Origin of the sequence: Corallococcus macrosporus DSM 14697 (assembly GCF_002305895.1) — a bacterium.
GTDB classification, from domain to species: domain Bacteria; phylum Myxococcota; class Myxococcia; order Myxococcales; family Myxococcaceae; genus Myxococcus; species Myxococcus macrosporus.
The window spans coordinates 3,081,940-3,106,997 of the sequence record NZ_CP022203.1; the positions used below are offsets into that span (position 1 = coordinate 3,081,940).

Annotated in this window: 23 protein-coding genes; 15 read left to right on the plus strand and 8 right to left on the minus strand. The window is 70.0% G+C overall.

What is annotated here, in order from left to right; all coding sequences use genetic code 11:
- The first annotated feature begins 85 nt into the window (after positions 1-85).
- A complete protein-coding gene (locus tag MYMAC_RS13070; protein ID WP_095958328.1) occupies positions 86-310 on the plus strand; it encodes a hypothetical protein in 225 nt (74 codons plus the stop codon).
- Here the strand turns inward: MYMAC_RS13070 and MYMAC_RS13075 are convergent.
- A complete protein-coding gene (locus tag MYMAC_RS13075; protein WP_013939216.1) occupies positions 297-980 on the minus strand; it encodes a YggS family pyridoxal phosphate-dependent enzyme in 684 nt (227 codons plus the stop codon). The genes MYMAC_RS13070 and MYMAC_RS13075 overlap by 14 nt on opposite strands.
- The gene (locus MYMAC_RS13080; RefSeq protein ID WP_095958329.1) at positions 977-1,573 is read right to left on the minus strand and encodes a Maf family protein; all 597 of its coding nucleotides are present in this window, start codon (positions 1,571-1,573) and stop codon (positions 977-979) included. Before MYMAC_RS13080 ends, MYMAC_RS13075 begins: the two co-directional genes overlap by 4 nt.
- A 53-nt stretch (positions 1,574-1,626) precedes the next feature.
- On the opposite strand from MYMAC_RS13080, the gene MYMAC_RS13085 reads away from it, so the two are divergent.
- The gene (locus tag MYMAC_RS13085) at positions 1,627-2,721 is read left to right on the plus strand and encodes a GGDEF domain-containing protein (RefSeq protein ID WP_013939218.1); all 1,095 of its coding nucleotides are present in this window, start codon (positions 1,627-1,629) and stop codon (positions 2,719-2,721) included.
- Between the two features lie 94 nt (positions 2,722-2,815).
- Here the strand turns inward: MYMAC_RS13085 and MYMAC_RS13090 are convergent, their stop codons facing one another.
- Positions 2,816-4,381 (minus strand): peptidylprolyl isomerase, encoded by a 1,566-nt coding sequence (locus tag MYMAC_RS13090; protein ID WP_204817584.1) that lies wholly within the window; start codon positions 4,379-4,381, stop codon positions 2,816-2,818.
- A gap of 212 nt (positions 4,382-4,593) precedes the next feature.
- Here MYMAC_RS13090 and mreC point away from each other — a divergent pair, with 212 nt between their 5' ends.
- The 5 genes from mreC (at position 4,594) to MYMAC_RS13115 (ending at position 9,943) form a co-directional block, all read left to right on the plus strand.
- Positions 4,594-5,454 carry a rod shape-determining protein MreC gene (gene mreC / locus MYMAC_RS13095; RefSeq protein ID WP_013939220.1) on the plus strand — a complete coding sequence of 287 codons (861 nt, stop codon included), beginning with the start codon at positions 4,594-4,596 and terminating at the stop codon, positions 5,452-5,454.
- The gene (locus MYMAC_RS13100) at positions 5,451-5,951 is read left to right on the plus strand and encodes a hypothetical protein (RefSeq protein WP_013939221.1); all 501 of its coding nucleotides are present in this window, start codon (positions 5,451-5,453) and stop codon (positions 5,949-5,951) included. The genes mreC and MYMAC_RS13100 overlap by 4 nt, the downstream gene beginning before the upstream one ends.
- Entirely contained in the window at positions 5,948-7,987 is a 2,040-nt protein-coding gene (mrdA, locus tag MYMAC_RS13105; protein ID WP_095958331.1) for a penicillin-binding protein 2, read from the plus strand. Before MYMAC_RS13100 ends, mrdA begins: the two co-directional genes overlap by 4 nt.
- 7 nt (positions 7,988-7,994) lie before the next feature.
- Positions 7,995-9,122, plus strand: coding sequence for a rod shape-determining protein RodA (rodA, locus tag MYMAC_RS13110; protein ID WP_013939223.1), 1,128 nt, complete (start codon positions 7,995-7,997; stop codon positions 9,120-9,122).
- Between the two features lie 128 nt (positions 9,123-9,250).
- The gene (locus tag MYMAC_RS13115) at positions 9,251-9,943 is read left to right on the plus strand and encodes a PilZ domain-containing protein (RefSeq protein WP_095958332.1); all 693 of its coding nucleotides are present in this window, start codon (positions 9,251-9,253) and stop codon (positions 9,941-9,943) included.
- 55 nt (positions 9,944-9,998) lie between these two features.
- Here the strand turns inward: MYMAC_RS13115 and MYMAC_RS13120 are convergent, their stop codons facing one another.
- A complete protein-coding gene (locus tag MYMAC_RS13120; protein WP_095958333.1) occupies positions 9,999-10,334 on the minus strand; it encodes a hypothetical protein in 336 nt (111 codons plus the stop codon).
- 177 nt (positions 10,335-10,511) lie between these two features.
- On the opposite strand from MYMAC_RS13120, the gene MYMAC_RS13125 reads away from it, so the two are divergent.
- Positions 10,512-11,213: a polyphosphate kinase 2 family protein gene (locus tag MYMAC_RS13125; protein WP_204817586.1), complete on the plus strand. Its 702-nt coding sequence runs from the start codon at positions 10,512-10,514 to the stop codon at positions 11,211-11,213.
- A gap of 67 nt (positions 11,214-11,280) precedes the next feature.
- Here the strand turns inward: MYMAC_RS13125 and trxA are convergent, their stop codons facing one another.
- Positions 11,281-11,613, minus strand: a complete 333-nt coding sequence (gene trxA / locus MYMAC_RS13130) for a thioredoxin (RefSeq protein ID WP_013939227.1) — start codon at positions 11,611-11,613, stop codon at positions 11,281-11,283.
- A gap of 103 nt (positions 11,614-11,716) precedes the next feature.
- On the opposite strand from trxA, the gene MYMAC_RS13135 reads away from it, so the two are divergent.
- From MYMAC_RS13135 to MYMAC_RS13160, 6 genes are all read left to right on the plus strand, one after another.
- On the plus strand, positions 11,717-12,178 hold the full coding sequence (locus MYMAC_RS13135; RefSeq protein WP_043710859.1) for a hypothetical protein: 462 nt from the start codon (positions 11,717-11,719) through the stop codon (positions 12,176-12,178).
- Positions 12,179-12,212: 34 nt separating this feature from the next.
- Positions 12,213-13,028 (plus strand): cytochrome C assembly family protein, encoded by an 816-nt coding sequence (locus tag MYMAC_RS13140; protein ID WP_013939229.1) that lies wholly within the window; start codon positions 12,213-12,215, stop codon positions 13,026-13,028.
- A 2-nt stretch (positions 13,029-13,030) separates the two neighbouring features.
- Positions 13,031-14,356 (plus strand): glutamyl-tRNA reductase, encoded by a 1,326-nt coding sequence (gene hemA, locus MYMAC_RS13145; protein ID WP_013939230.1) that lies wholly within the window; start codon positions 13,031-13,033, stop codon positions 14,354-14,356.
- On the plus strand, positions 14,353-15,297 hold the full coding sequence (gene hemC, locus MYMAC_RS13150; RefSeq protein WP_095958334.1) for a hydroxymethylbilane synthase: 945 nt from the start codon (positions 14,353-14,355) through the stop codon (positions 15,295-15,297). Before hemA ends, hemC begins: the two co-directional genes overlap by 4 nt.
- 12 nt (positions 15,298-15,309) lie before the next feature.
- Positions 15,310-16,080 carry a uroporphyrinogen-III synthase gene (locus MYMAC_RS13155; RefSeq protein ID WP_095958335.1) on the plus strand — a complete coding sequence of 257 codons (771 nt, stop codon included), beginning with the start codon at positions 15,310-15,312 and terminating at the stop codon, positions 16,078-16,080.
- 232 nt (positions 16,081-16,312) lie between these two features.
- Positions 16,313-18,145, plus strand: coding sequence for a GspE/PulE family protein (locus tag MYMAC_RS13160; RefSeq protein ID WP_204817788.1), 1,833 nt, complete (start codon positions 16,313-16,315; stop codon positions 18,143-18,145).
- Between the two features lie 79 nt (positions 18,146-18,224).
- On the opposite strand, the gene MYMAC_RS13165 is transcribed toward MYMAC_RS13160, so the two are convergent.
- The 3 genes from MYMAC_RS13165 to MYMAC_RS13175 form a co-directional block, all read right to left on the minus strand.
- Positions 18,225-19,760, minus strand: a complete 1,536-nt coding sequence (locus tag MYMAC_RS13165) for a hypothetical protein (protein ID WP_082207181.1) — start codon at positions 19,758-19,760, stop codon at positions 18,225-18,227.
- A gap of 78 nt (positions 19,761-19,838) precedes the next feature.
- Positions 19,839-21,809, minus strand: a complete 1,971-nt coding sequence (locus MYMAC_RS13170; RefSeq protein ID WP_095958337.1) for a single stranded DNA-binding domain-containing protein — start codon at positions 21,807-21,809, stop codon at positions 19,839-19,841.
- The gene (locus tag MYMAC_RS13175; protein WP_095958338.1) at positions 21,810-24,194 is read right to left on the minus strand and encodes a bifunctional metallophosphatase/5'-nucleotidase; all 2,385 of its coding nucleotides are present in this window, start codon (positions 24,192-24,194) and stop codon (positions 21,810-21,812) included. It abuts the gene before it with no gap.
- 143 nt (positions 24,195-24,337) lie between these two features.
- Here MYMAC_RS13175 and MYMAC_RS13180 point away from each other — a divergent pair, with 143 nt between their 5' ends.
- A complete protein-coding gene (locus MYMAC_RS13180; RefSeq protein WP_095958339.1) occupies positions 24,338-25,018 on the plus strand; it encodes an NUDIX hydrolase in 681 nt (226 codons plus the stop codon).
- The last annotated feature ends 40 nt before the right edge of the window (positions 25,019-25,058 follow it).

Sequence of the window (25,058 nt, forward strand, 5' to 3'; positions counted from 1 at the left end):
GCGGCATGTCCACTCGCCGACACCGCTGGTAGCCTCCCGCCTGGGGCAGCCCGCGGTGCCGGGCGCCATCCCGCAGGAGGGGCACATGTCTGGTGGTGGCGGTTCTTACGATTTCGACGACGACGCCGAGAAGGAGTCCGGCCGGGGCGGTGGCAGGGCGCAGAAGGACTTCGACTGCCCTTCGTGCAATGCCAACAACCCCGTGGACGAGCCGCTCGCCCAGGGGGACGAGGTGCGCTGCAACTACTGCGGCTCCGAGTTCAAGGTCTCCGTGAACTCGGAGGGGCGGGTGCGGTTCAAGGAGGTTTGAGCTCGCGCTCGCCGAAGAGGGCGGTGCCCACGCGGACGACGGTGGCGCCCTCCTCGATGGCCCATTCGAAGTCGTGGGTGGTGCCCATGGACAGCTCCGGCAGCCCGTGGGCCCCCGCCAGCGCGCGCAGGGACTGGAAGTCCGCCCGGGCGCGGGCCTCGTCCTCGGTGGGGGGCGGCAGGGCCATCAGCCCCACCACCTGGAGGCCGGGCAGGGCGCGGGCCTCGGCCAGGAAGTCCCCGAGCGCGGCGGGCGCCAGCCCGCTCTTGGTGGCCTCCGCGCCGACGTTGACCTCGACGTAGACGGGCAGGGGCGCGGCGCCCTCGCGGCGCTTCGACAGCTCGCGGGCGACCTCCAGCCGGTCCAGCGCGTGGAAGGCCCCGGCCACCCGGGCCACGTACTTCACCTTGTTCGTCTGGAGCGCGCCAATGGCGTGCCAGCGCAGCCCCTCCAGGTCGGCCAGCTCCGCGGCCTTGTCCCGCAGCTCCTGCGCGTAGTTCTCCCCGAAGTCGCGCTGGCCGGCGGCGTAGGCCTCGCGGATGAGCGCCGCGGGCTTCAGCTTGGACACCGCCACCAGCGTCACCGACTCCACCGGCCGCCCCGCGCGGGCACACGCCGCCGCCACCCGCTCCCGCACGGCCGCCAGCCGCTCCGCGACCTGGGCGCTCATGACGCCCTCCAGGGCACCGGCACGCCGGCCCGCTCCAGCAGGGCCACGGTTTCGGCCAGCGGCAGGCCCACGACGTTGGAGGGGCTGCCCTCCACGCCCGCGACGAGGACGCCGCCGCGGCCCTGGATGGCGTAGGCGCCCGCCTTGTCCAGCGGCTCGCCGGTGTTCGCGTACCAGGCCAGCTCCGCGGCGCTCAGGGCGCGGAAGGTGACGCGGGTGTGGACCACCAGGGCCTCCTCGTGCCGGCCCGCCAGGGCCACGCCGGTGTAGACGTCATGCGTGCGCCCGGACAGGCGCGTGAGCATGGCCTGGGCCTCCCCGGCGTCCCGGGGCTTGCCCATGAGCTCGGCGCCCAGGGCGACGGTGGTGTCGGCGGCCAGCACCCAGGCGCCAGGGTGGCGGGCGGCCACCACGCGGGCCTTCTCCCGGGCCAGCCGGCCCACGTAGTCCCGCGCCGGTTCGCCAGCATGGGGCGTCTCGTCGATGTCCGCCGCGGAGACGGTGAAGCGGAGGTCCAGCTGGGACAGAAGTTCCCGGCGTCGCGGGGACGCCGAGGCCAGGACGAGCAACGTTTGATCTGCGTTCATGTGCATGTTACGGCTCGGGCCGGCCTTACCAGACTTGTGCCTCGGAGTGGACTCTCCGGATGAATCCCGCGGACCTCCTGTCGGCCATGAAGCGGACGGTGGAGCAGCTCGCCGCCTTCAATGAGATGGCCAAGGCCCTGACGTCGACGCTCGAGCTGCGCGAGGTCCTGGCGCTCGTGATGCAGAAGGTCAGCAGCCTGCTGCTGCCCCGCAACTGGTCGCTCATCCTCCAGGACGAGCGCACCGGGAAGCTCTACTTCGAAATCGCGGTGGGCGACGGCGCGGACGTGCTCAAGGGCCTCCAGCTCAACCCGGGCGAGGGCATCGCCGGCGCCGTCTTCACGTCCGGCGCGGCGCGGCTCGTCCACGACGTGGGCGGAGACCCCAGCTTCTCCCCGCGCTTCGACGAGGCCTCCGCCTTCCACACCCGCTCCATCCTCGCGGTGCCCCTGCTGGCCCGGGGCCGCGTGCTGGGCATCATCGAGCTGGTGAACGGGCCCATGGATCCGCCCTTCACCAACGAGGACCTCACCATCCTCACCGCCATCGCGGACTACGCGGCCATCGCGATTGAGAACGCGCGCAACTTCCGGCGGGTGCAGGAGTTGACGATTACGGACGAGCACACCGGCTGCTACAACGCCCGGCACCTGCGCGCCCTGTTGGACCAGGAGGTGAAGCGCTCGGAGCGCTTCCGCCATCCGCTGTCGCTCGTCTTCCTGGACCTGGACCACTTCAAGAGCGTCAACGACACCCACGGGCACCTGGTGGGCAGCGCCACCTTGAAGGAGGTGGGGGACCTGCTGATGACCCTGGGCCGGCAGAACCTGGACGCCGTGTTCCGCTATGGCGGGGACGAGTTCGCCATGCTCCTCGTGGAGACGGACCAGGACGGCGCGGCCATCATCGGCCAGCGGGTGTGCGAGGCCTTCCGGGGCCGCGGCTTCCTCCGCGAGCAGGGCCTGGACGTCCGCATCACCGCCAGCGTGGGCGTGGCCACCTACCCGGACCACGCCTCGTCCGCGCTGGACCTCATCCGCGCCGCGGACTTCGCCATGTACGGGGCCAAGGCCCGGGGCCGTGACGCGCTCTGCGTCGCCGAGCCCACCGCGCCCAGCGGCGGCACCGGCTCCCACGAGTTCCCGGAGCGGTAGCCGCCAGGGCCCCTCGGGCCCGCAATGAGCGAGGGCCGGGGAGGGGAGTGCCCTCGGCCCGGCCCTCGGGGGCGTCACGGATGGACGCCGCGAATCACCCGGTGCCCACCACGGAGTCGATGGCCGCCGTGTTCGTCACCACCGAGCCCTGCTCGCGCAGCGCCTTGAGGAACGAGTCCGTCAGCTCGATCTGCTTGGCCTGACGGGCCTGGTTGCGCAGCTCCTCCTTGCGCTTGTCGAAGCCCTCGGTGTCCGGCTTCTGGCGCTCCACCACCTGCGCCACCACGAAGCCCTCACCCAGGGGGAACACGCTGTCGAGCGCCTGCGGGGCGCCGACGGCGAAGGCCGCCTTCACCAGCTCCGGCGCGGGCCCCAGGTGCGGCACCGCCTCACCCTCGGCGGTGAAGCTGTCCGTCTCCACGGCCTCCGGGCGCGTCTCCGTCTCGAAGCGCAGCAGCGCGGGCTGCTCCTTCTCCGCGGGGAACAGCGTCTTCAGGGCCTGGCCCGCCTTCACGCTGGCCAGCGCCTTCTCCGCCTCGGCCTGGGCCTGCTGCTTGGCGCGCTCCTGCTTGTAGAGCGTGGTGGCGATCTCATCCTGGACGTCCTCGAGCTTCTTGTCCTGGGCCGCCTGCTTCTCCTCCACCTTCACCAGGTGCACGCCGAACTTCGTCTCCACCGGCTGCGTCACCTCGCCCTGCTTCAGCGCGAAGGCCGCGTCCGCCAGCGCCGGCTCCCAGCTCCCGCGCTCCACCCAGCCCAGGTCGCCACCGCGCGCCTTGCTGCCCGGGTCCTCGCTGCTGTCGCGCGCCACCTGGGCGAAGTCCTTGCCGCCTTCAATCTCCTTGCGCAGCGCCTGCGCCTTCTCCAGGGCCGCCTTCTTCTGCTCCTCGGTGGCCTCCGGGGACAGCTTCACCAGCACCTGCCGCGCGCGGATGCGCTCCGGCTGCTGGTACACGAAGCGGTTGGCCTCGAAGTACTCCTTGATCTCCTTCTCGTGCGCCTTCTTCCACTCGGAGAGCTGCGCCGCGGTGGGGGCGGGGACCTGGTCGGCGTACATGGCCGGCAGGAAGCGCGCGAAGACGAGCTTCGCCTGGTTGCCTTCCTTCTCGTACCGGGCGCGGACCTCGTCGTCCGACACCACGGCGTTGGCGCGCACCACGTCCATCATCTTCTGGGCGGCGAGCTGGCGGCGCAGCTCCGTCTCGAAGTCCTGCGGCGTCTTCCGGTAGAAGTCGCGCAGCACCTGCTGGTAGCGCTCGAAGTCGAACTGGCCGTCCTTCTGGAAGTCCGCGTTCTGGTGGATGAGCTTGCGCAGCTCCTCGTCGGACGGGTTGATGCCGTGGCGCTCGGCCGCCTGGGCGAGCAGCTCCGTGTTCACCAACCGGTCGAGCACCTGGTTGTGCATGCCGAACTGGCGGGCGAGCGACTCCGGCACCGGGCTGCCCTGCGAACGCAGGAAGCTCATCTGCTGGGCCCACGCCGCGGCGAAGTCGCGCAGCGGGATTTCCTTGCCGTTCACCGAGGCCACCGAGCCAGGCGCCGTCATCCCACCCGTGGCGCCGAAGCCGGTACTGCCCGGGCCGAACTGGAGCGTGAACACCACCGCGATGCCGATGATGAACAGGAGCGAGGCAACCTTCCGGGGATTCAGACCGTCCATTGTCGTCACTTCTGGGGCAAACGCGCCGAGAAAAGCCGTGCGGAAGGACTCGCGACGCGGTGTTGTTGGTAGCCCGGCCGGTGGGTGGTGGACCAGGAACCGCCCCCCATGCAGGCCTTGACTGCCTAGGACAACGCACCGGAAAATGCAAGCGATTTAGAGCCCTTAGCCAGCCCCCCGCTCCCCCGTCACACCCCTGGAAACTCCTGCCTGTGTGGTCGCTCCTCAAGCGGTATTACCGCCCCCTCACCGTGGGCTTCCTGCTCCTCGCCCCGCTGGTGGCCTTCCTGCTCGGCGGCCGGAAGGTCCGGGAACCCAACTTCGTGGACCGGGCGATCATCGCCGTGGCGTCCCCCGTGCAGCAGGGCCTCACGTCCGTCATCGAGGGCGGGGTGGCCGCGGTCCAGAACTACCTGGACCTGCGCGGGGTGCGGCAGGAGAATGACGCGCTGCGGCTGGAGAACCTCCAGTTGCGCGCGGCGGTGCAGGCGTTGGGCGAATCCCGGATGGAGAACGAGCGGCTGCGCAAGCTGCTCAACTACGCGGAGGCCGAAGCCGGGCCGGAAATCCCCGCGCGGGTGGTGGGCGTCAATCCAGTGGCGAAGCTGCTGTCGGTGCGCATCAGCAGCGGCGAGCAGCAGGGTGTGTTTCGCGGCATGTCCGTGGTGACGCCGGATGGAATCGTGGGACAGGTCATCCGGGCCACGGGCGGGTACGCGGACGTGGCGCTGGTGACGGACCCGCAGAGCCGGGTGGCGGTGCGGGTGCAGCGCTCGCGGGCCCGGGGCACGGCGGCCGGGACGGGAGGCGGGCCCCTGAAGCTGGAGAACATGCTGCGCACCGAGGATGTGGAGGACGGCGACCTCATCATCACCGCGGGCACGGACGGCATCTACCCGCCCGGCGTGGTGGTGGGGCGCGTGACGAACCTGGAGAAGAAGGAGCACGGCATGTTCCAGGGCGCGGACATCGTCCCGGCGGTGGATACGAGCAAGCTGGAAGAGGTGTTGGTGGTGGGCAGCCCCTACAGCGCCATGGCGCCGGGCAGCACCGCGGAGGGCGCGTCGAAATGAAGTTCCTGGTGTCGGTGGCACTCGCGCTGGCGTTGCTCACGCTGGAGTCGGTGGTGGTGAAGCAGGCGGGCCTGGAGCTCGGCCGGATTGACGTCACCGTGGTGCTGGTGGCGTTCCTGGCCCTGCGGGCCTCGCTGCTGGAAGGGGCCTTCTCCGCCTTCTCGGTGGGGTACCTGCTGGACTTGATGAGCGGGCAGCCCACCTGGCTGTACACCTTCCTGGCGGTGTTCATCTTCCTGGCCGGCCGGCTGGTGCCCACCTTCGTGGAGGTGCGCGGCGCGCTGCCCTTCGCCATGTTCGCCATGGCGGCGGACGTGGGCCATTCGCTGCTCGCCACCTTCTTCACCTGGCTGACGGTGAAGGAGGACGGGCCGGGCTCGCAGCTCGCGGAGCTGCCGCTGCAGGTGGCGCTCACGGGGCTGGCGGCGCTGGCGCTCTACCCGCTCCTGAAGCGCTTCGAGGCGTCTCAGGAGCGGCCCGCGGGGTTGTTGAGGTGACGCCTCCCACCTTGGGCAATACGACGCCGGGGCGCGAGCTCAAGCGGCGCTTCGTGTGGCTGGGCCTGGCCATGCTGATGGGGCTGGGCCTCATCAGCATCCAGCTCTACCGGCTGCAGATCACCCGGGGCGAGGAGTACGCCGCCAAGAGCGTGGCCAACTTCGTCAAGGAGGTGCGGCTGCGCGCCGACCGCGGCGTCATCAAGGACGCGCGCGGCACCATCCTGGTGGACAGCCGTCCGTCCTTCGACGCCTTCATCACCCCGGCCTTCTGCACCGACTGCTACGAGCAGGTCATCCCCCGCCTGGCGGAGCTGCTCCAGTGGGACGCGGACCAGCGCAAGAAGGTGGAGGACCTGGTGCGCATGGGGCGGCGCAACGCCCCGTTCCAGCCCGTGCCGGTGCGCGTGGACCTGTCGCGCGACGAGTACGACCGGCTGGCCGCGCGCCGGGACATCCTGGACGGCGTGGAGGTGGCGCCGGTGCCGCACCGGCACTACCGCACCAACTCCGTGCTGTCGCACGTGCTGGGCTACATGAACGAAATCACCCAGGAGGAGCTGGAGCGCCTCAACGGCGACGGCGCCCGCTACGCGCTGGGGGACTACATCGGCCGGCGCGGCCTGGAGCGCTACTTCGAGCAGCACCTGCGCGGCACCGACGGCGTGCGCAAGGAAGTGGTGAACGCGCGGGGCCAGACGATTGAGGAGCTGAACGACAAGCTGGGGGACAACGCCGTGGTGGCGCCGCGGCCCGGCAGCAACCTGGTGCTGTCCATCGACATGCGGCTGCAGGAGGAGGCGGAGCGGGCCTTCCCCGGCGTGACGGGCGCGGTGGTGGCCATCGACGTCAACACCGGCTTCATCCGCGCGCTGGTGTCGCGGCCGGGCTTCGACCCCAACCTGCTCACCGGCCGCGTGACGCCCCAGCAGATGGCGCTGCTGTCGCGCGACCCGCTGGACCCGATGATCAACCGCGTGGCCGCCGAGCACTACAGCCCGGGCTCCACCTTCAAGGTCGTCACCGCGCTGGCCGCGTTCAAGTCAGGCGCGTTCCGTCCGGAGACGGTGGTGAACTGCCCCGGCGGCTACCGGCTGGGCGCGCGGACGTGGCGCTGCCACAAGGACGCGGGCCACGGGCACATGGATGGCTACCAGGCCATGAAGACGTCGTGCGACACCTGGTTCTACAAGGTGGCGGACACCATCGGCCTGGACCCCATCGGGGAGATGGGCAAGTCGCTGGGCCTGGGCAGCCCCACGGGCGTCAACGTCGTGGCAGAGGTGCCTGGCATCATGCCGACCAGCGCCTACCACGACAAGGCGTCGCCCGGCGGCTACACCAAGGGCATGGCGCTCAACAGCTCCATTGGCCAGGGCGACAACAACGTCACGCCGCTCCAGCTCGCGCTGCTCTACGCGGCCATCGCCAATGGTGGCACGCTCTACAAGCCGCAGATGGTGAGCCGCATTGAGAACCTGGACGGGCAGACCATCGAGTCCTTCCAGCCGGAGGTGGTGCGCAGGGTGGAACTGCCCGCGCCGCACCTCAAGGCGGTCATCGACGGCCTGGTGAAGGTGGCGCACGAGCCCGGCGGTACCGCCTACCGCGCGCGGATGAACCACATGCGCGACAAGGACATCCTCGTCGCGTCCAAGACGGGCACCGCGCAGGTGGCCCGCCTGGGGGCCATTCGCCTGAAGACGCACCAGATGAGCTTCTTCGAGCGTGACCACGCCTGGTACGCGGGCTTCGCGCCGGCGGAGAAGCCGGAGCTGGCCATCATCGTGCTCAACGAGCACGGCGGCCATGGTGGCTCGGACGCGGCGCCCACCGCGATGGCGGTGTTCCAGAAGTACTTCGACTTGAAGAAGCTGGACGCCACGGCGCCGCCGCCGCGTCCCAACCAGCCCTACACGCCGTCCTCCGTGAAGCGCGCGCCCCATCCCGACGAGGCGGCGCTGACGCGGGGCGTACGGCCACCGGCCCGGCTTCCGGGCGACGAAGAGGAACGCGCGCGTGCAACTGCGGATTGAGCGGCGGATGGTGCCCCACATCCCCTGGGGCCTCATCTTCTCCGTGCTGGCGGTGTGCGCGCTGGGCATCTGGAACCTGGCCTCGGCGTCGCGGCCCCCGCACTCGCCGGTGTGGGGCTCGCAGATGCTGTACCTGGGGGTGAGCATCACCGCGGTGCTGGTGGTGTGCCTGGTGGACTACCGGTGGATCCAGCGCATGGCGCTGCCCATCTACGTCACCAACATCCTCCTGCTCATCGCGCTGCGCTTCTTCGGGCACACGGCCAAGGGCGCCGAGAGCTGGTTCGCCATTGGCCCCTTCCGCATGCAGCCCGCGGAGTTCATGAAGATTGGCGTCGTGTTGATGCTGGCCAAGGTCTACCACGACGACTTCCAGCCCAATGAGCCGTCCTATGGCCTGACGCGGCTGTGGAAGCCGGTGCTCGTCGTCCTCGTGCCCTTCACCCTGGTGCTGGTGCAGCCGGACCTGGGCACGGCGATGATGATTGGCCTGTCGTCGCTCACCATCATCCTCTTCGGCAAGGTGCGCTGGTACCTGGTGGCCACGCTGGTGGCGGGCGTGCTCGCCGCGGGCATCGTCATCTGGAACGACTACATCCGCGACGTGCCGGAGCCCCGGCCCACCATCGTCCGGCACCACCTGAAGAAGCACCAGAGCCAGCGCATCTCCGGCTGGTTGGACCCGGAGGCGGACCTGCGCGGCAGCGGCTACCACGCGGCGCAGTCGAAAATCGCCGTGGGCAGCGGCGGCGTGTCCGGCAAGGGCTGGCGCGAAGGCACCCAGACGGGCCTGCGCTTCCTGCCCGAGCAGCACACCGACTTCATCTTCTCCGTGTGGGCGGAGGAGCACGGCTTCGTCATGTGCATCCTCCTGCTGGTGCTCTACGGCGCCATCTTCATCTTCGGCCTGGGCGTGGGCTTCAACGCGCGGGACAGGTTCGGCGCCTTCGTCGCCGTGGGCGTGGTGGCCGTGCTCTTCTGGCAGGTGTTCGAGAACATCGGCATGGTGATTGGCCTGCTGCCGGTGACGGGAATCACCCTGCCGTTGATGAGTTATGGCGGCTCATCCCTGCTTTCCGTGATGCTCAGCATCGGCTTGCTGGTGAACATCAGCATGCGCCGTCACATGTTCTGAGAATTTCCGGAATTTATCCTCGCGAGACGGGCGCAAGCGTTTCTCGGCGCGCGGCATGGGGTGGTGTATGAATCACCCCACCAACGCAGGTGGAGGGTTTGGCCCTCCCGGGCAGATGAGGACGCGTCATGCAGAGGAAGGGTGGCCAGAAGGCAGTCGGGAGCACGCGGGTGGAGGCGCCGGTGCGCGCGCCCGCGCGAGCGCCAGCACCGCAGGCCGCGGCGGTGGCGAAGGCGGCCCGCCCCGCGGTCGTCCCACCGCGTCCCGGTGGCAACGTGGCGACGGTGAGCCCCGAGCCAAGGCCCGCGTTCTCCCCGCTGATTGAGATGAATCAGGGGGAGGCCGAGCACCGCCACTTCCCCCGCGCCCAGCTCGCCACGCGCTTCGAGGTCTGGGTGGACGACGAGGCGGGTGAGCGGCGCTTCGAGGCCAGCCTCGTCTCCGTCAACGTCAGCGTCAGCGGGGCGTTCCTGGAGAGCACCTTCTACCTGCCGCTGGGCACGGTGCTCGGCGTGCGCTTCGCGCTGGAGCCGGACGCGGCGCCAGTGCAGGCGCGCGCGGAAATCGTGCGGGAGGAGCGGGGGAACGGGCCGGAGGGGCGCAGCGGCTTCGGGGTGCGCTTCCTCGACTTCAGCGGTCAGACGGAGGTGGCGCTGGCGCGGCTCTTCGTGGGGATGCGGCTGAGGGCCTTCGCGGAGGACTATCTCCAGTCCCAGCGGGCTCGCTCCCTGCCCAACGAGGTGGAACGCGTGGTGGACGTCCTGGCGGCCTGGGAGCTGCTCAAGGCGACGTCGTCCGTCTCCGACCCCTGGCAGGGCTGATGCGTCGGACCGGCCATCGCCCAGGGCCGTGGGCGGGGGTCCGGTGTGCAGGCACTCAGGCCGACTTGCTGCTCGAAATCTGGCGGCGGCGTTCGGCCTGGTAGTGCGCGGAGCACAGCCCCTTCGAGCGCTGTTCGCGAGTACAGCCGTCCATCGTGCAGCGGCGGTCCAGGGAAACCAGGCTGGCGCCCGCCATCACCTTCGGGGGACGTCCCCGACGGCGGCCAGCGGTGAGCGCGGAGGTGCTGGGCGCGGCGCTCCCCAGCCGGGGCATTCCGTCATTGAGCGCGCGCAGCATGCCGCGGCCAATGGCGTCTCCCAAGGCTTCGGCCCAGTTCACCATGGCCGGCGTCAGCGGGACGGAGGACAATTCTTTGCGAGGACGTGCCATGAATACTCCAGGTGAAAACAGTCAACCAACACAGACACTGCTCTGCGCCTATTTGGCGGTTGCAGTCATCGCTGTCAATACAACCTTGGAGGGTCTGTCTTGACTCGTAAACGATCTCAGAAAATTGATGACAAGACTGCAAATGGATACGTATTTCCCGTATGTCCTCACGGCACTGTGACACTCGCAGCGGTCGACCCGTCTGTCTCGGCGGGTGAACACGCGAAATATGAGAAGACGCTCAAGGCGCTCCAGGAGCGCGTCTTCGAGCTGCAGATACGCAACTACCTGGCAGGGCAGAAGGCCGTGGTCGTCTTCGAGGGCTGGGATGCGTCCGGAAAGGGCGGCGCCATTCGCAGGCTGACCACGCTGATGGACCCGCGTGGTTACAAGGTCTGGCCCATCTCCGCGCCCTCCGAGGAGGAGCAGCGACACCATTATCTGTGGCGCTTCTGGCGCAAGATTCCGGGTGCGGGCGAGGTGTGCATGTTCGACCGGAGCTGGTACGGGCGGGTGCTGGTGGAGCGGGTGGAGGGGCTCGCGAAGCCCGCGGCGTGGCGCCGGGCCTACGATGAAATCAATGCTTTTGAACACATGCTCACCGCGGACGGTGTGCGGATGGTGAAGTTCTTCATCCACATCGACAAGAAGACGCAGTTGCAGCGCTTCCGCGAGCGCGAGGCGGATCCGGCCAAGCGCTACAAGCTGGGGCCCGAGGACTGGCGCAACCGGGCGAAGTGGAAGAAGTACGAAGCGGCCATCCAGGACATGCTGGACCGCACGCACCGCCCCGACGCGCCGTGGCACGTGGTGCCGGGCAACGACAAGCGCCACGCGCGGCTGGAGGTGCTGCGCCGCTGCGTGGCGCTGCTGTCGTGAGGCGAAGGGCCGCGGGGGGCGCGGGGAGCAGGGGGCTCTCCCGCGCGCTCGGCCCGCGGCGGTGAGGCTAGGTGAGGGCCTTCTTCACGGCGTCTTCGATGCGGGCCTTGGGCACCGCGCCGACAATCTGCTCCACCACCTTGCCGCCCTTGAAGACGAGCAGGGTGGGGATGGAGCGGATGCCGTACTCCTGCGGCGTGTCCTGGTTCTCATCGATGTTGAGCTTGGCGAACTTCATCTGGCCCTTGTACTCGGTGGCCAGCGCCTCGATGGAGGGCGCGATGGCGCGGCACGGCGCGCACCACGTCGCCCAGAAATCCACCAGCACGGGCTCCTGGGAGTCCAGGACCTGCTGCTTGAAATCGCCATCCCCGATGTTCGTCACGTCCGCGCCTGCCATGGTGTCTCCTCGTGCCCTTTCCAGGCACCTCCGCCGCGTCCTGTAGTACGCGTCCGGTGGGCCTGCAAGGATCGGCCGGCCATCAGCCAATCTGGCGGCTCAGATGCGGCTGGGTGGCGCTTGTTTCAACCATTTCCCCCAAGCGTCCCCCTCCGGGAGGGGTGGCTGGTGTAAGCTGGCGGGCGTGACGAAGCTCTTCCTGCCCCAGACCCAGCTCGAGGAGTGGGCGCTGGCGGACAAAGCAGACCTGCGCGAAGGCCGGCTGGTGGTGATGGCGGAGGGCGGCGCCGCCTTCCCCGTCACGCCCGCGGTGCACTTCGTCCAGCTCGTGTCGGGTGAGGACACCCAGGGGCTGGTGTCCCGGGTGAAGACCGAGGAGCAACTTGCCCGACTGGGTGCCGAGCAGATGGCCGACTCGGTGCTGGTGGGGGACAACGCCTATGAGGTCGTTCCAGGGTATGTAGCGGAGGTCGCCGCTGGCGGCCCCCGGCCAGGGGGCTCGGAGAAGAAGCCGGACTCCGAGGCGGACCTGCTGGCCGCGTTCATCCTCAACAAGATGGGCTGATTCGCCCGTCCTCCGTGGTTATGAGCCTGCCCCTATGAGCCACACGCTCGTCTCGCTCGCCTGCCACGCGTATGGCGTCGCCGCCGTCGTCTACCTGGCCTACCTGGTCCGTCAGTCCGAGGCGCTGGCCACGGCCGGGCGCGTGCTGGTGGGCGGCGGCCTGGCGCTGCACGGCGTGGCGCTCTTCGAGCTGCTCGGGGCGCAGAGCGGGCGGCCGGTGGGCCTGGCGCAGGGCTTCTCCGCGCTGGCCTTCCTGCTGCTGGCCATCTTCCTGTTCCTGGACGTGCGCTACCGCCGCCCCGTCATCGGCGCGTTCCTCACGCCCCTGGCCCTGGCGGCGCTGCTGCCCGGGCTCCTGCTGCAGGGCGGGCAGGCGCCGCTGCCCCCCGGGGTGCGCCAGCCGCTGCTGCCCCTGCACATCACCCTGGCGCTGCTGGGGCTGGCCGCGTTCGCGGTGGCCGCGGGCGTGGGCGTCATGTACGTGCTCATGGAGCGGCAGGTGAAGGCCAAGCGCTTCGGGCTCTTGTTCTCCCGGCTGCCCTCCCTGGAGTTCCTGGACACGCTGAACCGGCGCCTGGTGGTGTGGGGCTTCCTGGCCCTGTCCATCACCCTGGCCACGGGGGCCTTCTTCGTGGGCACCGCGCCGGGCCCCTGGTCCGTGGATGGGAAGACGCTGGCCACCCTGGTCGCGTGGGCCGTCTTCGCCGCGCTGCTGGTGGCGCGCTCCGTCGCGGGCTGGCGGGGACGCCGCGTGGCCTTCCTCACCATGGCGGGGTTCTGCCTGGTCCTGGTGTCCTTCCTGTCCTCGTATGACGTGTCGCCCACGGCGGCGGCCATGAGGATGCCGTGAGTATGGAGCTCATCTGCATCGGCCTGTCCCACCGGACGGCGCCCCTCGACGTCCGAGAGCGGCTGGCGCTGCCGGAGCCGCGCCAGCTCGTGGTGCTCCAGCGCCTGGCCCAGGCGCCCGTGGAGGCGCTGTGGGTGTCCACGTGCAACCGCGTGGAGGTGTACCTGGCCGCGCCCAGCGCGGAGATGGCCCGGCAGCGCGCGCTGGCGGAGCTGGAGTCCCTGGGGGGCGCGGCGGCCCTGGAGCACCTCTACGAGCACCAGGGCGAGGCGGCGCTGGTGCACCTGTTCCGCGTGGCGTGCAGCCTGGACTCCATGGTGCTGGGCGAGGCCCAGATCCTGGGCCAGGTGAAGGAGGCCTTCGAGCGGGGCCAGGGCGCGGGCGCGGTGCGCGGCGAGCTGATGCGCGCGTGCGCGGCGGCCTTCAGCTGCGCCAAGCGCGTGCGCACGGAGACGGCCATTGGCCGCGCGGCCACGTCCATGGCGGCCGCGGCGGTGCAGCTCGCCAGCAAGGTGTTCGACGGGTTGGCGGGCAAGACGGTGCTGGTGGTGGGGGCGGGGGAGATGGGGGAGCTGGCGGCGCGTCACCTGAAGCAGGCCGGGGCGTCGAAGCTGTACGTCACCAACCGCACCCTGTCGCGCGCGGAGGCGCTGGCGTCCGAAGTGGGCGGTCAGGCGCGGCCCTTCGAGGAGCTGCTGGGCCTGGTGGCCGCCGCGGACGTGGTGGTGTGCAGCACCGCGTCGCCGGTGCCGCTCTTCACGAAGGAGAACGTGGGGGCGCTGGGGCGTGGGCGCCGGGGCCGGCCCCTGTTCATGGTGGACCTGGCCGTGCCGCGTGACATCGACCCGGCGGTGGGCACGCTGGACTGGGTGCACGCCTACGACGTGGATGACATCCAGAAGTTCGTCGCGGACAACGCCGCGGCGCGCGCGGAAGAGGCGCAGAAGGCCGGCGTGCTGGTGGCGCAGGAGGTGGCGCGCTTCGTCAAGGAGCGCGCGCTGCGCGAGGGCACGCCGGTGCTGGCGCGGCTGCGGCAGCGCGCGGAGGCCATTGCCCGCTCCGAGGTGGAGCGCACGCTGGGCGCGCTGGGTGACGGACTCAACGACAAGCAACGCAAGAGCATCGAGGCCATGGGCCGAGCCATCGTCAACAAGCTGCTGCATGAGCCCACCGCGCGGCTGCGCGCCGTGGGGCCGGAAGGTGAGGGCAACCGGCTGGCCGGCGCCGCCGCCGAGCTGTTCGGGTTGCTGGAGGAGGAGGTCGGCGCCGCGGCCTCGGCCCCCTCCGTCCTGGCGCCGCAGGTCCAGGCCGCCACGGGAGGCAAGTGATGCCCCACGTGCGCATCGCCACCCGGCAGAGCCCGCTGGCGCTCTGGCAGGCGCGTCACGTGGGCGCGCTCCTGACGTCGCGTCACCCCGGCCTGGAGGTGTCCCTGGTGGAGATGACCACCGAGGGGGACCGCTTCCTGTCCGCGCCGCTGTCCGCGGTGGGCGGCAAGGGCCTGTTCGTGAAGGAAATCGAGCAGGCGCTGCTCGACGGGCGCGCGGACCTCGCCGTGCACAGCCTCAAGGACATGACGTCGGTGTTCCCGGAGGGGCTGATGCTCGCGGCGGTGCCGGAGCGCGAGGACCCTCGCGACGCCTTCTGCGGCCTGGGCGGGCTGACGCTGGACACTCTGCCCCAGGGCGCGCGCGTGGGCACGTCGTCGCTGCGCCGGAGCTGCATCCTGCGCTCGCGGCGGCCGGACGTGGACATCGTCAGCGTGCGCGGCAACGTGCAGACGCGCCTGGCGAGGACGCGTGAGCAGGGATTGGCGGGCGCGCTGCTGGCGTATGCGGGCCTCAAGCGCCTGGGCTTGGAGGACGTCATCACCCAGGTGCTGCCGCCCGAGGTGAGCCTGCCCGCGGTGGGGCAGGGCGTGCTGGCCATCCAGTGCCGCACGGAGGACTCGCGCGTGCGCGAGCTGCTGGCGCCGCTGGAGCACGCCACCACGCGCATCGCCGTCACCGCCGAGCGCGCGCTGCTGGCGAAGCTGGAGGGGGGCTGCACCGTGCCCCTGGCCGGCCACGCCACCGTGTCCGGCGACAGCGTGTGGCTGCGCGGACTGGTGGGCCGTCCGGATGGCACACACGTGGTGCGGGGCGAGGTGCGCGGGCCCGTGTCCCAGGCGCATGCGCTGGGGGAGGCCCTTGCGGACGACCTGCTGTCGCGTGGGGCCGCGGACATCTTGCGTGATTTCGCGCGCCGCGCCGAGGCGCGGGAGTCCTAGACTGTCGCTCGCGTGGAACGGCGACTGGAAGGCAAGAGAGTCTTGGTGACGCGCCCGCGTGAGCGGGCCGAGGAGCTGTGCTTCCTCCTGGAGGACGAGGGCGCGGAGGTGCTCAGCGTGCCCTTGTTGGAGCTGCATCCTCCGGAGGACCCGCGTCCGCTGGCGTCCGCGGCCGAGCACATCCAACGCTACGCCTGGGTGGTGTTCGCGAGCCCGTCGGGCGTGGAGGCGCTGATGGAGGCGCTGCGCGAGGCGGGCACGCAGGACCGGATGCAGCGGGTGAAGGTGGCCACCGTGGGGCCACGCACGACGCGCGCCGCGGAGGGCTACGGGCTGGACGTGGTGGCCGAGCCCGCCGAGGGCACGGGAGAGGCCCTGTTCAACCTCATCAAGGACGCGCTGCAGCCGGGTGATGAGGTCCTGCTTCCCGCCGCCGAGGAGGGCCGCAGGGAGCTGGAGGACTCGCTGCGGGAGCATGGCGTTCTGGTGACGCGGGTGACGGCGTACCGCTCCACCCCCGCCGCCCTGCCGCCCGAGGCGCTGGCCCTGCTGGATGCGACCCCGCCGGACGTGGTGCTCTTCGCCTCGCCGCGCACGGCCGAGGCCTTCCTGGAAGAGGCCGGCCGCGAGCGCCTGGCCACCGCGCGCGTGGTGGCCATTGGCCCGACGACGGCGTCCGCCCTGGAGCGGCTGGGGGTGCCCGCGGCGGCCGTCGCCGAGCGGCCGACCCCGGAGTCCCTGGTGGACGCCACGGTGCTCGCGGTGACGAGCACCGTGCACTGAGCGAGCAGCGACGCAGCGCCCGCACGGCCGCGTGACGGGGCGCGCGCTCCCAAGCCGGCACGGCTGCACGCCGGGCCGCGCGGCGGCGTGCTGCCTGCCTGGTGACGTGAGGGGCGCCAGGCGTGTTGGCGCGCGAGACGTCCGCCAGGGGGCGGTGCCCCGTCTGCTACGCTCTGGGCTCGCACTCCGGCAGAGGCCGCCGGGGTGAAAGGAGACGCGCTTGGTACAGCCGATGAGCGGCGTGGGGGGCACTGCTCCGCAGAAGAGCCGGGATGACTTCACCACGCTGTTCGTGCTGGAGGCGCTCGTCGCCCAGGGGCTGCTGCAACCCCAGCAGGCGCAGGAGGTGCTGGCCCGCGAGGGCGCCGCGCGGGCCCGGGTGCTGAAGGCCCAGGGGGCCACTGGCGGCAAGGAGGCCGCCCGGTATGACGTGTCCCCGGTGGAAATCGTGGCGGCGTTCCAGGTGCCGCTGTCCAACGGCCGGGGCGTGCTGGACGAGGACCGCGTCACCGAGGCCGCCGCGCGCGCCGCCGGCATGACGTACCGGAAGATTGACCCGCTCAAGCTGGACATGGCGCTGGCCACGCGCACCGTGTCCAGGCCCTACGCCCAGAAGCACGTGCTGCTCCCGCTGGAGCGCACGCCGCAGGGGCGGTTGCTGGTGGCGGTGGCCAACCCCTTCGACCGCGAGCTCTTCGAGAGCTTCCACCGCCTCACGGGCCTGCCGGTGGAGCCCGTCCTCAGCGCGAAGGCGGACATCCTCAAGTCCATCAGCGACATCTACGGCTTCAAGAAGACGCTGGCGCGCGCCGCGGACGACTTCAGCGCCGCCGCCGGGGCGCAGGTCGCGAACTTCGAACAGCTCGTGTCGCTCAGCGGCACCCAGGAGCTGGAGGCGTCGGACCGGCCGGTGGTGCAGGCGGTGGACTACCTGCTGCGCTACGCCTTCGACAACCGCGCGTCGGATATCCACATCGAGCCCAAGCGCACCACCAGCGTCGTCCGGCTGCGCATCGACGGCGTGCTGCACCCGGTGCACACGCTGCCCGCGCCGGTGCACCCGCCCATCGTCTCGCGCGTGAAGATGCTGGCGCGCATCGACATCTCCGAGCGCCGCAAGCCGCAGGACGGCCGCATCAAGACGGAGCGCGACGGGCGCGAGGTGGAGCTCCGTGTCTCCACGCTGCCCACCGCGTTCGGTGAGAAGGTGGTCATCCGCATCTTCGACCCGGAGACGCTGGTGCAGGACATCGCCCAGCTCGGCTTCGAGCCCGACGAGAAGAGCGCCTTCGAGTCCTGGATTGACCAGCCGCACGGCCTCATCCTCGTCACCGGCCCCACGGGCAGCGGGAAGACGACGACGCTCTACTCCGCGCTCAAGGCGCTGGCCGGCCCCGACGTCAACGTCACCACGATTGAGGACCCCATCGAAATGGTGTGGGACGCCTTCAACCAGGTGCAGGTGCAGCCCAAGGTGGGGCTCGACTTCGCAGGGGCGCTGCGCCACATCCTCCGCCAGGACCCGGACGTCATCATGGTGGGCGAGATTCGCGACCCGGAGACGGCGGAGAACGCGATTCAGTCCGCGCTCACCGGCCACCTGGTGCTGTCCACGCTACACACCAATGACGCGCTGGGCGCGGTGGCGCGCATGCGGGACTTGGGCGTGCCGTCCTTCCTGCTGGCGCAGAGCCTCCTGGGCGTCATGGCCCAGCGCCTGCTGCGCCGGGTGTGCAGCCACTGCGCGCAGGAGACGACGCTGACGCCGGATGAGCTGCTCGCGCTCCAGGCGCCGCTGCCGCTGCTGCCGGGGGGCGTTCGCCTGCTCAAGGGCGCCGGGTGCGTGCGCTGCCGCGGCACCGGCTTCGCGGGCCGCACGGGCGTCTTTGAAATCGTCACCGCCGCGGGCGAGCTGAGGGACCTCATCGCCAACGAGGCGCCCTACTCGCGGATGGTGGAGGCGGCCCGGCGCGCGGGCATGCGGACGCTGCGCGAGGCGGCCGTGCGGAAGCTGGCCCAGGGCCTCACCGCCTTCGACGAGGTGGTGCGCATGACGACCGTCTGACGCACGACGGCCCGGCCTCCCACGAGGAGAGACCGGGCCGCGGCACCTTCCGGCTGCCCCGGCGGGGCAGGGGCGCGGCTTAGAAGCGCGCCTGGAGCAGGGTGTTGAAGCCCAGCGCGTGCGGACGCTCGAAGCTCGGCTGCGCCACGCCCGTCACGTCATCCCGGAACGTGGTCCGGTTGGTGTCGTACGTGTAGTAGACCTCGCCCACGGCGGCGACGGAGTCCGACAGGTCCCACCGGAAGGTGGCCTTCGCGGAGTAGATGGGCTCCGCCTTGCACGCCGCGTTGCCGCGGCCGCAGGTCTCCGGAAGGATGCTGAGCTGATTCACGTCACGCACCACGACGGTGCGCGTGCCGATGAGGCTCACCGGCGGGTTGTTGCCGCCGAGCACCGGCGTGGGGCTGCGGAACGAGGCCGGCTGCTGCACGCCGAGGATGAAGCCCGGCGTGAAGTGCAGCTTGGGCAGGTGGTAGTCCGCGCCCACCGCGAGGAACATCTCCGGCTTCAGCTCCGTGCCCTCCGGGAAGTCCTGGAACGGCGGGAAGCCAGGCACCTCGAACTGGATGAAGGACAGGCTGCGGTACAGGCCGAGGAGGCTGACGCGGAGCAAGTCATACTTCGCGCGCGCCTGGAGGGCCACGGCGGTGGCGCCCTGCGGCTTGGTGGCGCCGAACTCGTTGGGCTTCTCCAGCGTCTGCGACAGGTAGCTGCCTTCGAGCGAGACGGTGTACGACAGACCGCCCGGGTACTGCTCCGGCGCGAAGAAGCGCTGATAGATGTCCGGGTCGTTCTTGTAGAGCCGGAAGTCCACGCTGGTGCCGACGGGCACGCCCACGTGGTAGACGATTTGACCGGACACGCCCGCGGCGTTCACCGGCGCCTCCACGCCGAGCGTCGCCAGGCCGGGCACCAGGCCCTTCTGGAAGTAGCCGCCGCCCGCCTCGACGCGCAGCGTCTCCAGGATGTCCCAGCCCGCGCCGGCCATGAGGCCGTACTTCGTCTCCTCCTCGCGGATGAGCTCGTTCTGCATCAGCGCCGTCTTGCCGCCGACGTACGCGTACCAGTTGTCGCGGGTGATCTGCAGCTTGCCGCCGGGCACGCCGTTGGTGGCGGCGCGGGTGGTGAACACGCCGCTGCCACCCCAGGAGATGCGGTACGCATAGCCCAGACGGAAGCGGTCCGCGGACACCGGGAAGCCGACGAGCGAGATGCCTTCCTTCTCGCTCCAGCCCGGCGGCTGGTAGTTGAGCCGGATGTAGCTGGAGTTGTCGCGGATGTCGACGCCACCCGACGGACGCTCGAGCACCAGCAGCGTCAGCGCCGCTTCGGTCGTCAGCCCCTCGAAGAAGGCCGGCGCCCGCTTGTAGAGCACCACGTTCGACAGGGACTCGAAGCCGGAGAACCGGGTGTTGAAGTTGTCGTAGAACTGCGTGTTCTGGTTGCCGGCGCCGAACCGTGCATCGGGGCTGTTCGGCGTCGTCTCACCAGAGCCCGCGAGCACGTTGTCGTCCGCGAAGACGAACGACAGACGGGTGTCCACGAAGTCACTGGCCCACGCGGGCGCACTCAGGGAAATCAGGCCGGTCAGGGCCAGCTTCTGCAGCGTTTTCAATGTCCCTCTCCACGGAGCGGCTTGGGGGGGCCACTCCTCCCTGCTTCCCGTCACCGGGTCGCGAGAATCATCAGAAGACTACGGATTGACGCAAGGCCGGATCGGCTGCGGGCACTCCATGCCCGGGCCGGGGTAGCAGCAGATGTCGTCCAGGTCGCGAGGCAGCACGTTCCACCGGGGGCGGGCGGCGCTCACCTGGCGCAGGTGGCCCACGACGTCGAAGCTGGCCGCGTGCAGATTGCGGCACTGCTGGGCCGCCTCGGCGTCCGGGTCGTCCTCGCTGCAGTCCGGAGCCAGGTCCGGCACGGCGTCCTTCGTGACCAGGTTGATGCGCGTGCGCGCATCCGCGGCCACCTTGCAGGTGAGGGTGCCGTCCTCGCGGTTCTGGACGGAGGCGAAGACGATGCCCTCTCCCGCGCCCATGACGTGCTGCAGCGGGGTGTTCGCGGCCAGCGCCACCGGCGTCCCGTTGGCGCCGAAGCGCACGTTGGCCGGCTTGTCGCAGGACACGTTGATGCGCTGGTCCCGGCTGAAGGTGTCCGACTGGGCCCAGTTGACCACGGTGGGGTCCACGTTGACGTCCGTGGTGAAGGTCTGGATGCGGTTGGGGACGGACTCGTCGAGCCCGGCGGCGGCGGCGCCGGTGGGGTTCATCTCCACCACGAACTGGCCGAAGCCGTTGTACGTGTTGCGCTCCGTGCAGTGGACGCCGGCGAACTGGCCGATGCCCAGCGTGCAGTCGATGTTGCACTGGCGCTCGGCGATTTCCGGATCGCTCGGGTTGTCCGTGCCGCAGCTTCCCCACGTTCCCGCGCGGGTGTTGGGGCAGAAGAAGGGCACCGTGCCGTTGCCGTTGGCGTCACAGTTCTGGAAGACGCGCGGGAACTTCACCCGCGTGAGCTTCACCAGCGACGACTCCAGGCTCTCCATCTTGTAGTTGCCGTAGCTGTAACCACACAGTGGGTCCGTCAGGTAGAGCGAGCCGCTGTAGCCGCACAGCCGGCCGTTGATCTCCACGGGGGGATTCAGCTTCAGGTACTTGTCCCACTCCGTCTGGGGCAGCAGCCGGACGCGCTCGCGCGTCGTCCAGGCGGGGAAGGTGAGCTGCGTGGTGGAGGTGAACTCCTGCACGGAGCCGGACACCGACCACAGCAGGTCACCCGGGTCGAGCCCTTCGGGGAAGGAGTAGTTGTAGATGTAGAGCGAGTTGAAGCGGCCGGGGTAGTAGCCGTCCGGCTCACCCGTCTGGATGTTGGCGCCGGGGACGCTGTCCTCGCGCACGCGGCAGGCCGTCATGTCCGTGACGAAGAAGCCGCCCGGGTCCGTGCCCGTCACCAGCAGCGTCACCGGCTGCTTGTCGTTCGTGTCGCCCTCGGGGCAGTTCTGCAGCAGCGGCGGCCCGGCCTCCGGGTTGCGCCCGATGCGCATGTACGTCCCGGCGTACGCGGTGAGCTGGTCGCTGTTCTGCGGGACCTGCACGGTGGCGATGGTCGGCTCCTCGAACTTCATCAGCCGCGACAGGCCCGTGGCGTTGGTGCGCGTCGCCGGCTCCTGGGGCAGCTCGCCGGGGACGACCTGCCCGTCGGCGTAGTCCACCTGGGGCGGCTCGTCCTGCACCCAGACGTGGGCGTCTCCGTAGAGCTGGCCGGAGCGCACCGTGCCGGTGCCCCGGCCGTTGGTGAGCTGGGTCCAGCGGTAGCGGTACTCGCCCATGATGTTGCCCGGCACCGTGCGGAAGGACACCGGCCCGTTGAACGACTCCATGGGCTGGCCCTTCGCGTCCAGGGCGGTGATCTCCACGTCGAAGTCCACCGGCGTGCGGGGCAGGGCCAGCCGGCAGTCGTCCGTGCCGCGAACCTCCAGCGGGACCTGGTCCTGGCCGCCGTGCGCGTCAGCGCATTCATTGACGACCGGCAGCGGCGTGCGCGTGCCTCCGGTGTAGATGCCCGTGAGGTTGACCTGGAAGGAGGCCACGCCGTCAGGCTGCGGCGTTTCCTGGGTGTAACAGCCGGCCGCCGCGAGGGCCGACAGGAAGAGCAGGCGCTTCATTTACTTCACCCTCCGGCCGATACGGGAATCCTCCACCGCGTCCGCGATGGACACGGAGGTGGGGTTCTCACAGAAATTCCGAAGCTGGTTCGTCACCGTGCCGCAGATGGGGTTGTTGCCCGCCAGCACGTCCCGGCAACTGCACCGGCCGGTGTACGGGCCCTCCGGCACGTTGCACTGGCTCTGGATGTCCTCGGCCGTCAGGCCCGGCACGCCGCAGCGCTCCGCCGCGTCCGAGGGGAGCGACAGCAGGTCCTTGCAGGCGCAGCTCCCCACCTCCTTGTTCAGCGCGGCCTTGAAGTCGGCGGCGGCGCGGCAGGAGCCCACCACCTGCTCATTCACCGTCCAGCGGCCGTTGATGAGGTTGCCGCAGTAGTGGCCCGACTTGGACATCTCGTTCCCCGCGAGGATGTCCTCGCAGGTGCAGAAGCCCTGCATGTAGCCGATGAGCGAGTCGCGCAGGGAGATGCCCGTCTCGATGCGGGTGGTGTTGCGCTTCAGGATGTTGAAGCCCGAGCCGCCCTTGGCGATGTAGTCGTTGACGGCGATCTTGTACGTGCCGGTGATGTCCAGCGGCTTGCCGTTGATCTGGATGTCGGTGCCCGGGTGGGCGTAGCAGCGGCCCACGCTGGAGTCGTTGCTCTGGTCCACCAGGCACTGCCACGGCGCGTGGCCCTGGCGGTCCTGGTTGGGGCAGTCCGTGCCGTTGAGCGCCGGGTCGCAGGCGATCTGCAGGTCGTTCACCTGCACCTGGGCGCAGTCCATGGTGAAGCGGGCGCCGGAGATCTGCGCCTGGCTGACGCAGCCGCGCTCCGCGGAGCGCTCGGTGACGAAGTCGAACAGCTCCTGCATCTCCTTGCCGGAGAGGTACATGATGTTGATGGTGTTCTCGAACGGGAACACGTTGAACATCGACTCCTGGCTCACCACGCCCGCGTAGAGGTTGTCGCGGATGCCCAGCGAGTTGGTGAGCGCCATCTCCGCCTCGACGCGGCGACGCTTGCGCATGGAGTCCGCGGCGATGTTGCCCAGCGGCGAGTCACCGCCCGTGGAGTTGTTGCGGCGCTGCACGTCGCGTGGCGCGTAGGAGAAGATGGACGTCAACTGGTAGTTGAAGTCCATGCCCAGGATGTACGGCTGGAGCAGATGCGTGGTCATCCGGTCCTCCTGGTTCCGGCACGCCTCGATGGCCTGACGGACGCGCTCGTCGCGGAGGAACTGGCCCTCCTCCCAGAACACGTTGGAGTCGTGGCGGAAGCGGCGCATGGCGTCGTCGCACCACAGGGCGTCCATGGGGAACACGCGGAAGTCCTGGCTGATGATCTCGCCGCCCTCACCGGCGCCGAGCACCTCCGGCATCTTCACCACCAGCTCCAGCCGGCCCACGTACTTGGCGAACGCGCCGGAGTGCGCGAGCACCACCTTGCGGCCCGCGGGGTCGGTGAGCAGCTGCGGCGGGTTGAGCACGACGTGCAGGTGGCCGCCCATCACCGCGTCCACGCCCACCACACCAGGGATGCGCACGCGCACCACGGACTTGTCGTCGCCTTCGGGGCCGAACCACTCCAGGACCTCCCACGGCTCCTTCTGGCGCTGCACGTAGGCCTTGGCGCGCTCGTACTCGTAATAGGCCTCGTAGCCCTGGATGACGTCCTGGTCCTCGTGGAGGCCCAGGTGGCTGACCAGCACGATGAGGTCCGTGACGGGGCGCAGCAGATCCACGTAGGCGCGCGCCACCTCGTTCTGCTCCAGCGGCGTCACCTGGAGGCTGTTGCCACCTTCGACGATGGAGTTGAGCGAGGAGATGTTGGCCATGCCGATGATGGCCACCCGCAGGCCCTTCACGTTGCGGATGGTGTACGGCTCCACCTCCAGGGCCGTCTGGTGGTTGCCGTTCGCCCGCCAGTCGTCCCAGAAGTAGTTGGCCGCCAGCAGCGGGAACATCGCGTGCTGCTGCGCCATCTGGGTGAAGTTGAGCAGGCCCGCGTCGAACTCGTGGTTGCCCACGACGGCCGCGTCGAGCCGCGCCTCGGAGAGGAACTTGAACTCCACCTCGCCGGTGTTGAGGTTGAAGATGGGCGCGCCCTGGAAGCAGTCGCCCGAGTCCACGTGCAGCACGCGCTCGCCCTGGGCGCGCTCGCGCTTGAGCAGCGCGCCCATGCGCGTGGCGCCACCGAAGGGGCCCGCTTCCGGGATGGTCCCCAGGTCCACGTCCGTCTTCAACGGCGTGAAGTCATAGGGGATGAGGCGCGAGTGAATGTCCGAGGTATGAAGGAGCGTCAGACGCACCTCCTGCCCCTCGAGGTTGTAATCCTGGCCTTCCAACACCGGCATGCACGAAGCAGAGGCCAGGGCGCAGCAGAGGCCGAGCAGGAGGCGACGCATCAAGAGAATTCCGTGTTTCGGGGGGTGGACAGCGGTAAAGCGGGCGCAAGGTACGGGATCGAGCTTTGTCGAGCAAGCAACGCCACCATGGCGGGCCGGGTTCCGGCCATTGGCGTTCCTACTCCCCAGGAGAGCAGGCGAACATGCGGCAGCGGCATTCCAGTGTGACTGACATCGAGATCATCGAGGATTTCTCGTCTACCGCGAGATGCGACGAGGGCTTTCTCCGGGTTCGGCGGCTGCGCTGCCGCAACCGGCGCGCGGATGGTTCTTCCTCTCCCATGTACCGGGTGGACGTGGTGGATCGCCCCCGCTTGGACGCGGTGGCGGTGCTCGTCTATCGCCGCGGCGCGTCAGGTCTTGAGGTCCTCACGCGGATGAACCTCCGGCCCGCGGCGTATTTCCGGAAGGACAACCGCGACGCGATGACCGTTCCAGACCCCGCGTCCGGCTACTTGCGCGTGGAAGAAATCGTCGCGGGACTGCTGGAGCCGGAGGACAAGGGCGAAGAAGGGCTGCGGCGGCGCGCCGCGGCGGAGGTCCACGAAGAGGCGGGCTACGCGGTGAAGCCGGAGGCCATCCAATTGTTGGGAGGCGCCTTCTTCCTGGCGCCGGGCATCCTGTCCGAAAAGGTGTTTCCCGCCGCGGTGGATGTCACGGACCTGGCACCGGAGGAGCCCGAGGGGGATGGCTCGCCGCTGGAGGAGGGCACGCTGCTGCAGTGGCGCCCCGTCCAGGACGTGCTGGCCGCGTGCCGGCGCGGTGACATCCCGGATGCGAAGACGGAGGTCGCGCTGACGCGGCTGCTCGCCCTCCATCCCTGAAGGGCGTGCATTGGTTTCGCGCGGCCGCGCGCCGGGGTAG

What these genes read in the sequence shown, in the direction of transcription:
- MYMAC_RS13070 (WP_095958328.1), top strand. Translation starts at nt 86, where the DNA reads ATGTCTGGTGGTGGCGGTTCTTACGATTTCGACGACGACGCCGAGAAG.
- MYMAC_RS13075 (WP_013939216.1), bottom strand. Translation starts at nt 980, where the DNA reads ATGAGCGCCCAGGTCGCGGAGCGGCTGGCGGCCGTGCGGGAGCGGGTG.
- MYMAC_RS13080 (WP_095958329.1), bottom strand. Translation starts at nt 1,573, where the DNA reads ATGCACATGAACGCAGATCAAACGTTGCTCGTCCTGGCCTCGGCGTCC.
- MYMAC_RS13085 (WP_013939218.1), top strand. Translation starts at nt 1,627, where the DNA reads ATGAATCCCGCGGACCTCCTGTCGGCCATGAAGCGGACGGTGGAGCAG.
- MYMAC_RS13090 (WP_204817584.1), bottom strand. Translation starts at nt 4,381, where the DNA reads ATGGACGGTCTGAATCCCCGGAAGGTTGCCTCGCTCCTGTTCATCATC.
- MYMAC_RS13100 (WP_013939221.1), top strand. Translation starts at nt 5,451, where the DNA reads ATGAAGTTCCTGGTGTCGGTGGCACTCGCGCTGGCGTTGCTCACGCTG.
- rodA (WP_013939223.1), top strand. Translation starts at nt 7,995, where the DNA reads ATGGTGCCCCACATCCCCTGGGGCCTCATCTTCTCCGTGCTGGCGGTG.
- MYMAC_RS13115 (WP_095958332.1), top strand. Translation starts at nt 9,251, where the DNA reads ATGCAGAGGAAGGGTGGCCAGAAGGCAGTCGGGAGCACGCGGGTGGAG.
- MYMAC_RS13120 (WP_095958333.1), bottom strand. Translation starts at nt 10,334, where the DNA reads ATGGCACGTCCTCGCAAAGAATTGTCCTCCGTCCCGCTGACGCCGGCC.
- trxA (WP_013939227.1), bottom strand. Translation starts at nt 11,613, where the DNA reads ATGGCAGGCGCGGACGTGACGAACATCGGGGATGGCGATTTCAAGCAG.
- MYMAC_RS13135 (WP_043710859.1), top strand. Translation starts at nt 11,717, where the DNA reads ATGCGGCTGGGTGGCGCTTGTTTCAACCATTTCCCCCAAGCGTCCCCC.
- MYMAC_RS13140 (WP_013939229.1), top strand. Translation starts at nt 12,213, where the DNA reads ATGAGCCACACGCTCGTCTCGCTCGCCTGCCACGCGTATGGCGTCGCC.
- hemA (WP_013939230.1), top strand. Translation starts at nt 13,031, where the DNA reads ATGGAGCTCATCTGCATCGGCCTGTCCCACCGGACGGCGCCCCTCGAC.
- MYMAC_RS13160 (WP_204817788.1), top strand. Translation starts at nt 16,313, where the DNA reads ATGAGCGGCGTGGGGGGCACTGCTCCGCAGAAGAGCCGGGATGACTTC.
- MYMAC_RS13170 (WP_095958337.1), bottom strand. Translation starts at nt 21,809, where the DNA reads ATGAAGCGCCTGCTCTTCCTGTCGGCCCTCGCGGCGGCCGGCTGTTAC.
- MYMAC_RS13175 (WP_095958338.1), bottom strand. Translation starts at nt 24,194, where the DNA reads ATGCGTCGCCTCCTGCTCGGCCTCTGCTGCGCCCTGGCCTCTGCTTCG.
- MYMAC_RS13180 (WP_095958339.1), top strand. Translation starts at nt 24,338, where the DNA reads ATGCGGCAGCGGCATTCCAGTGTGACTGACATCGAGATCATCGAGGAT.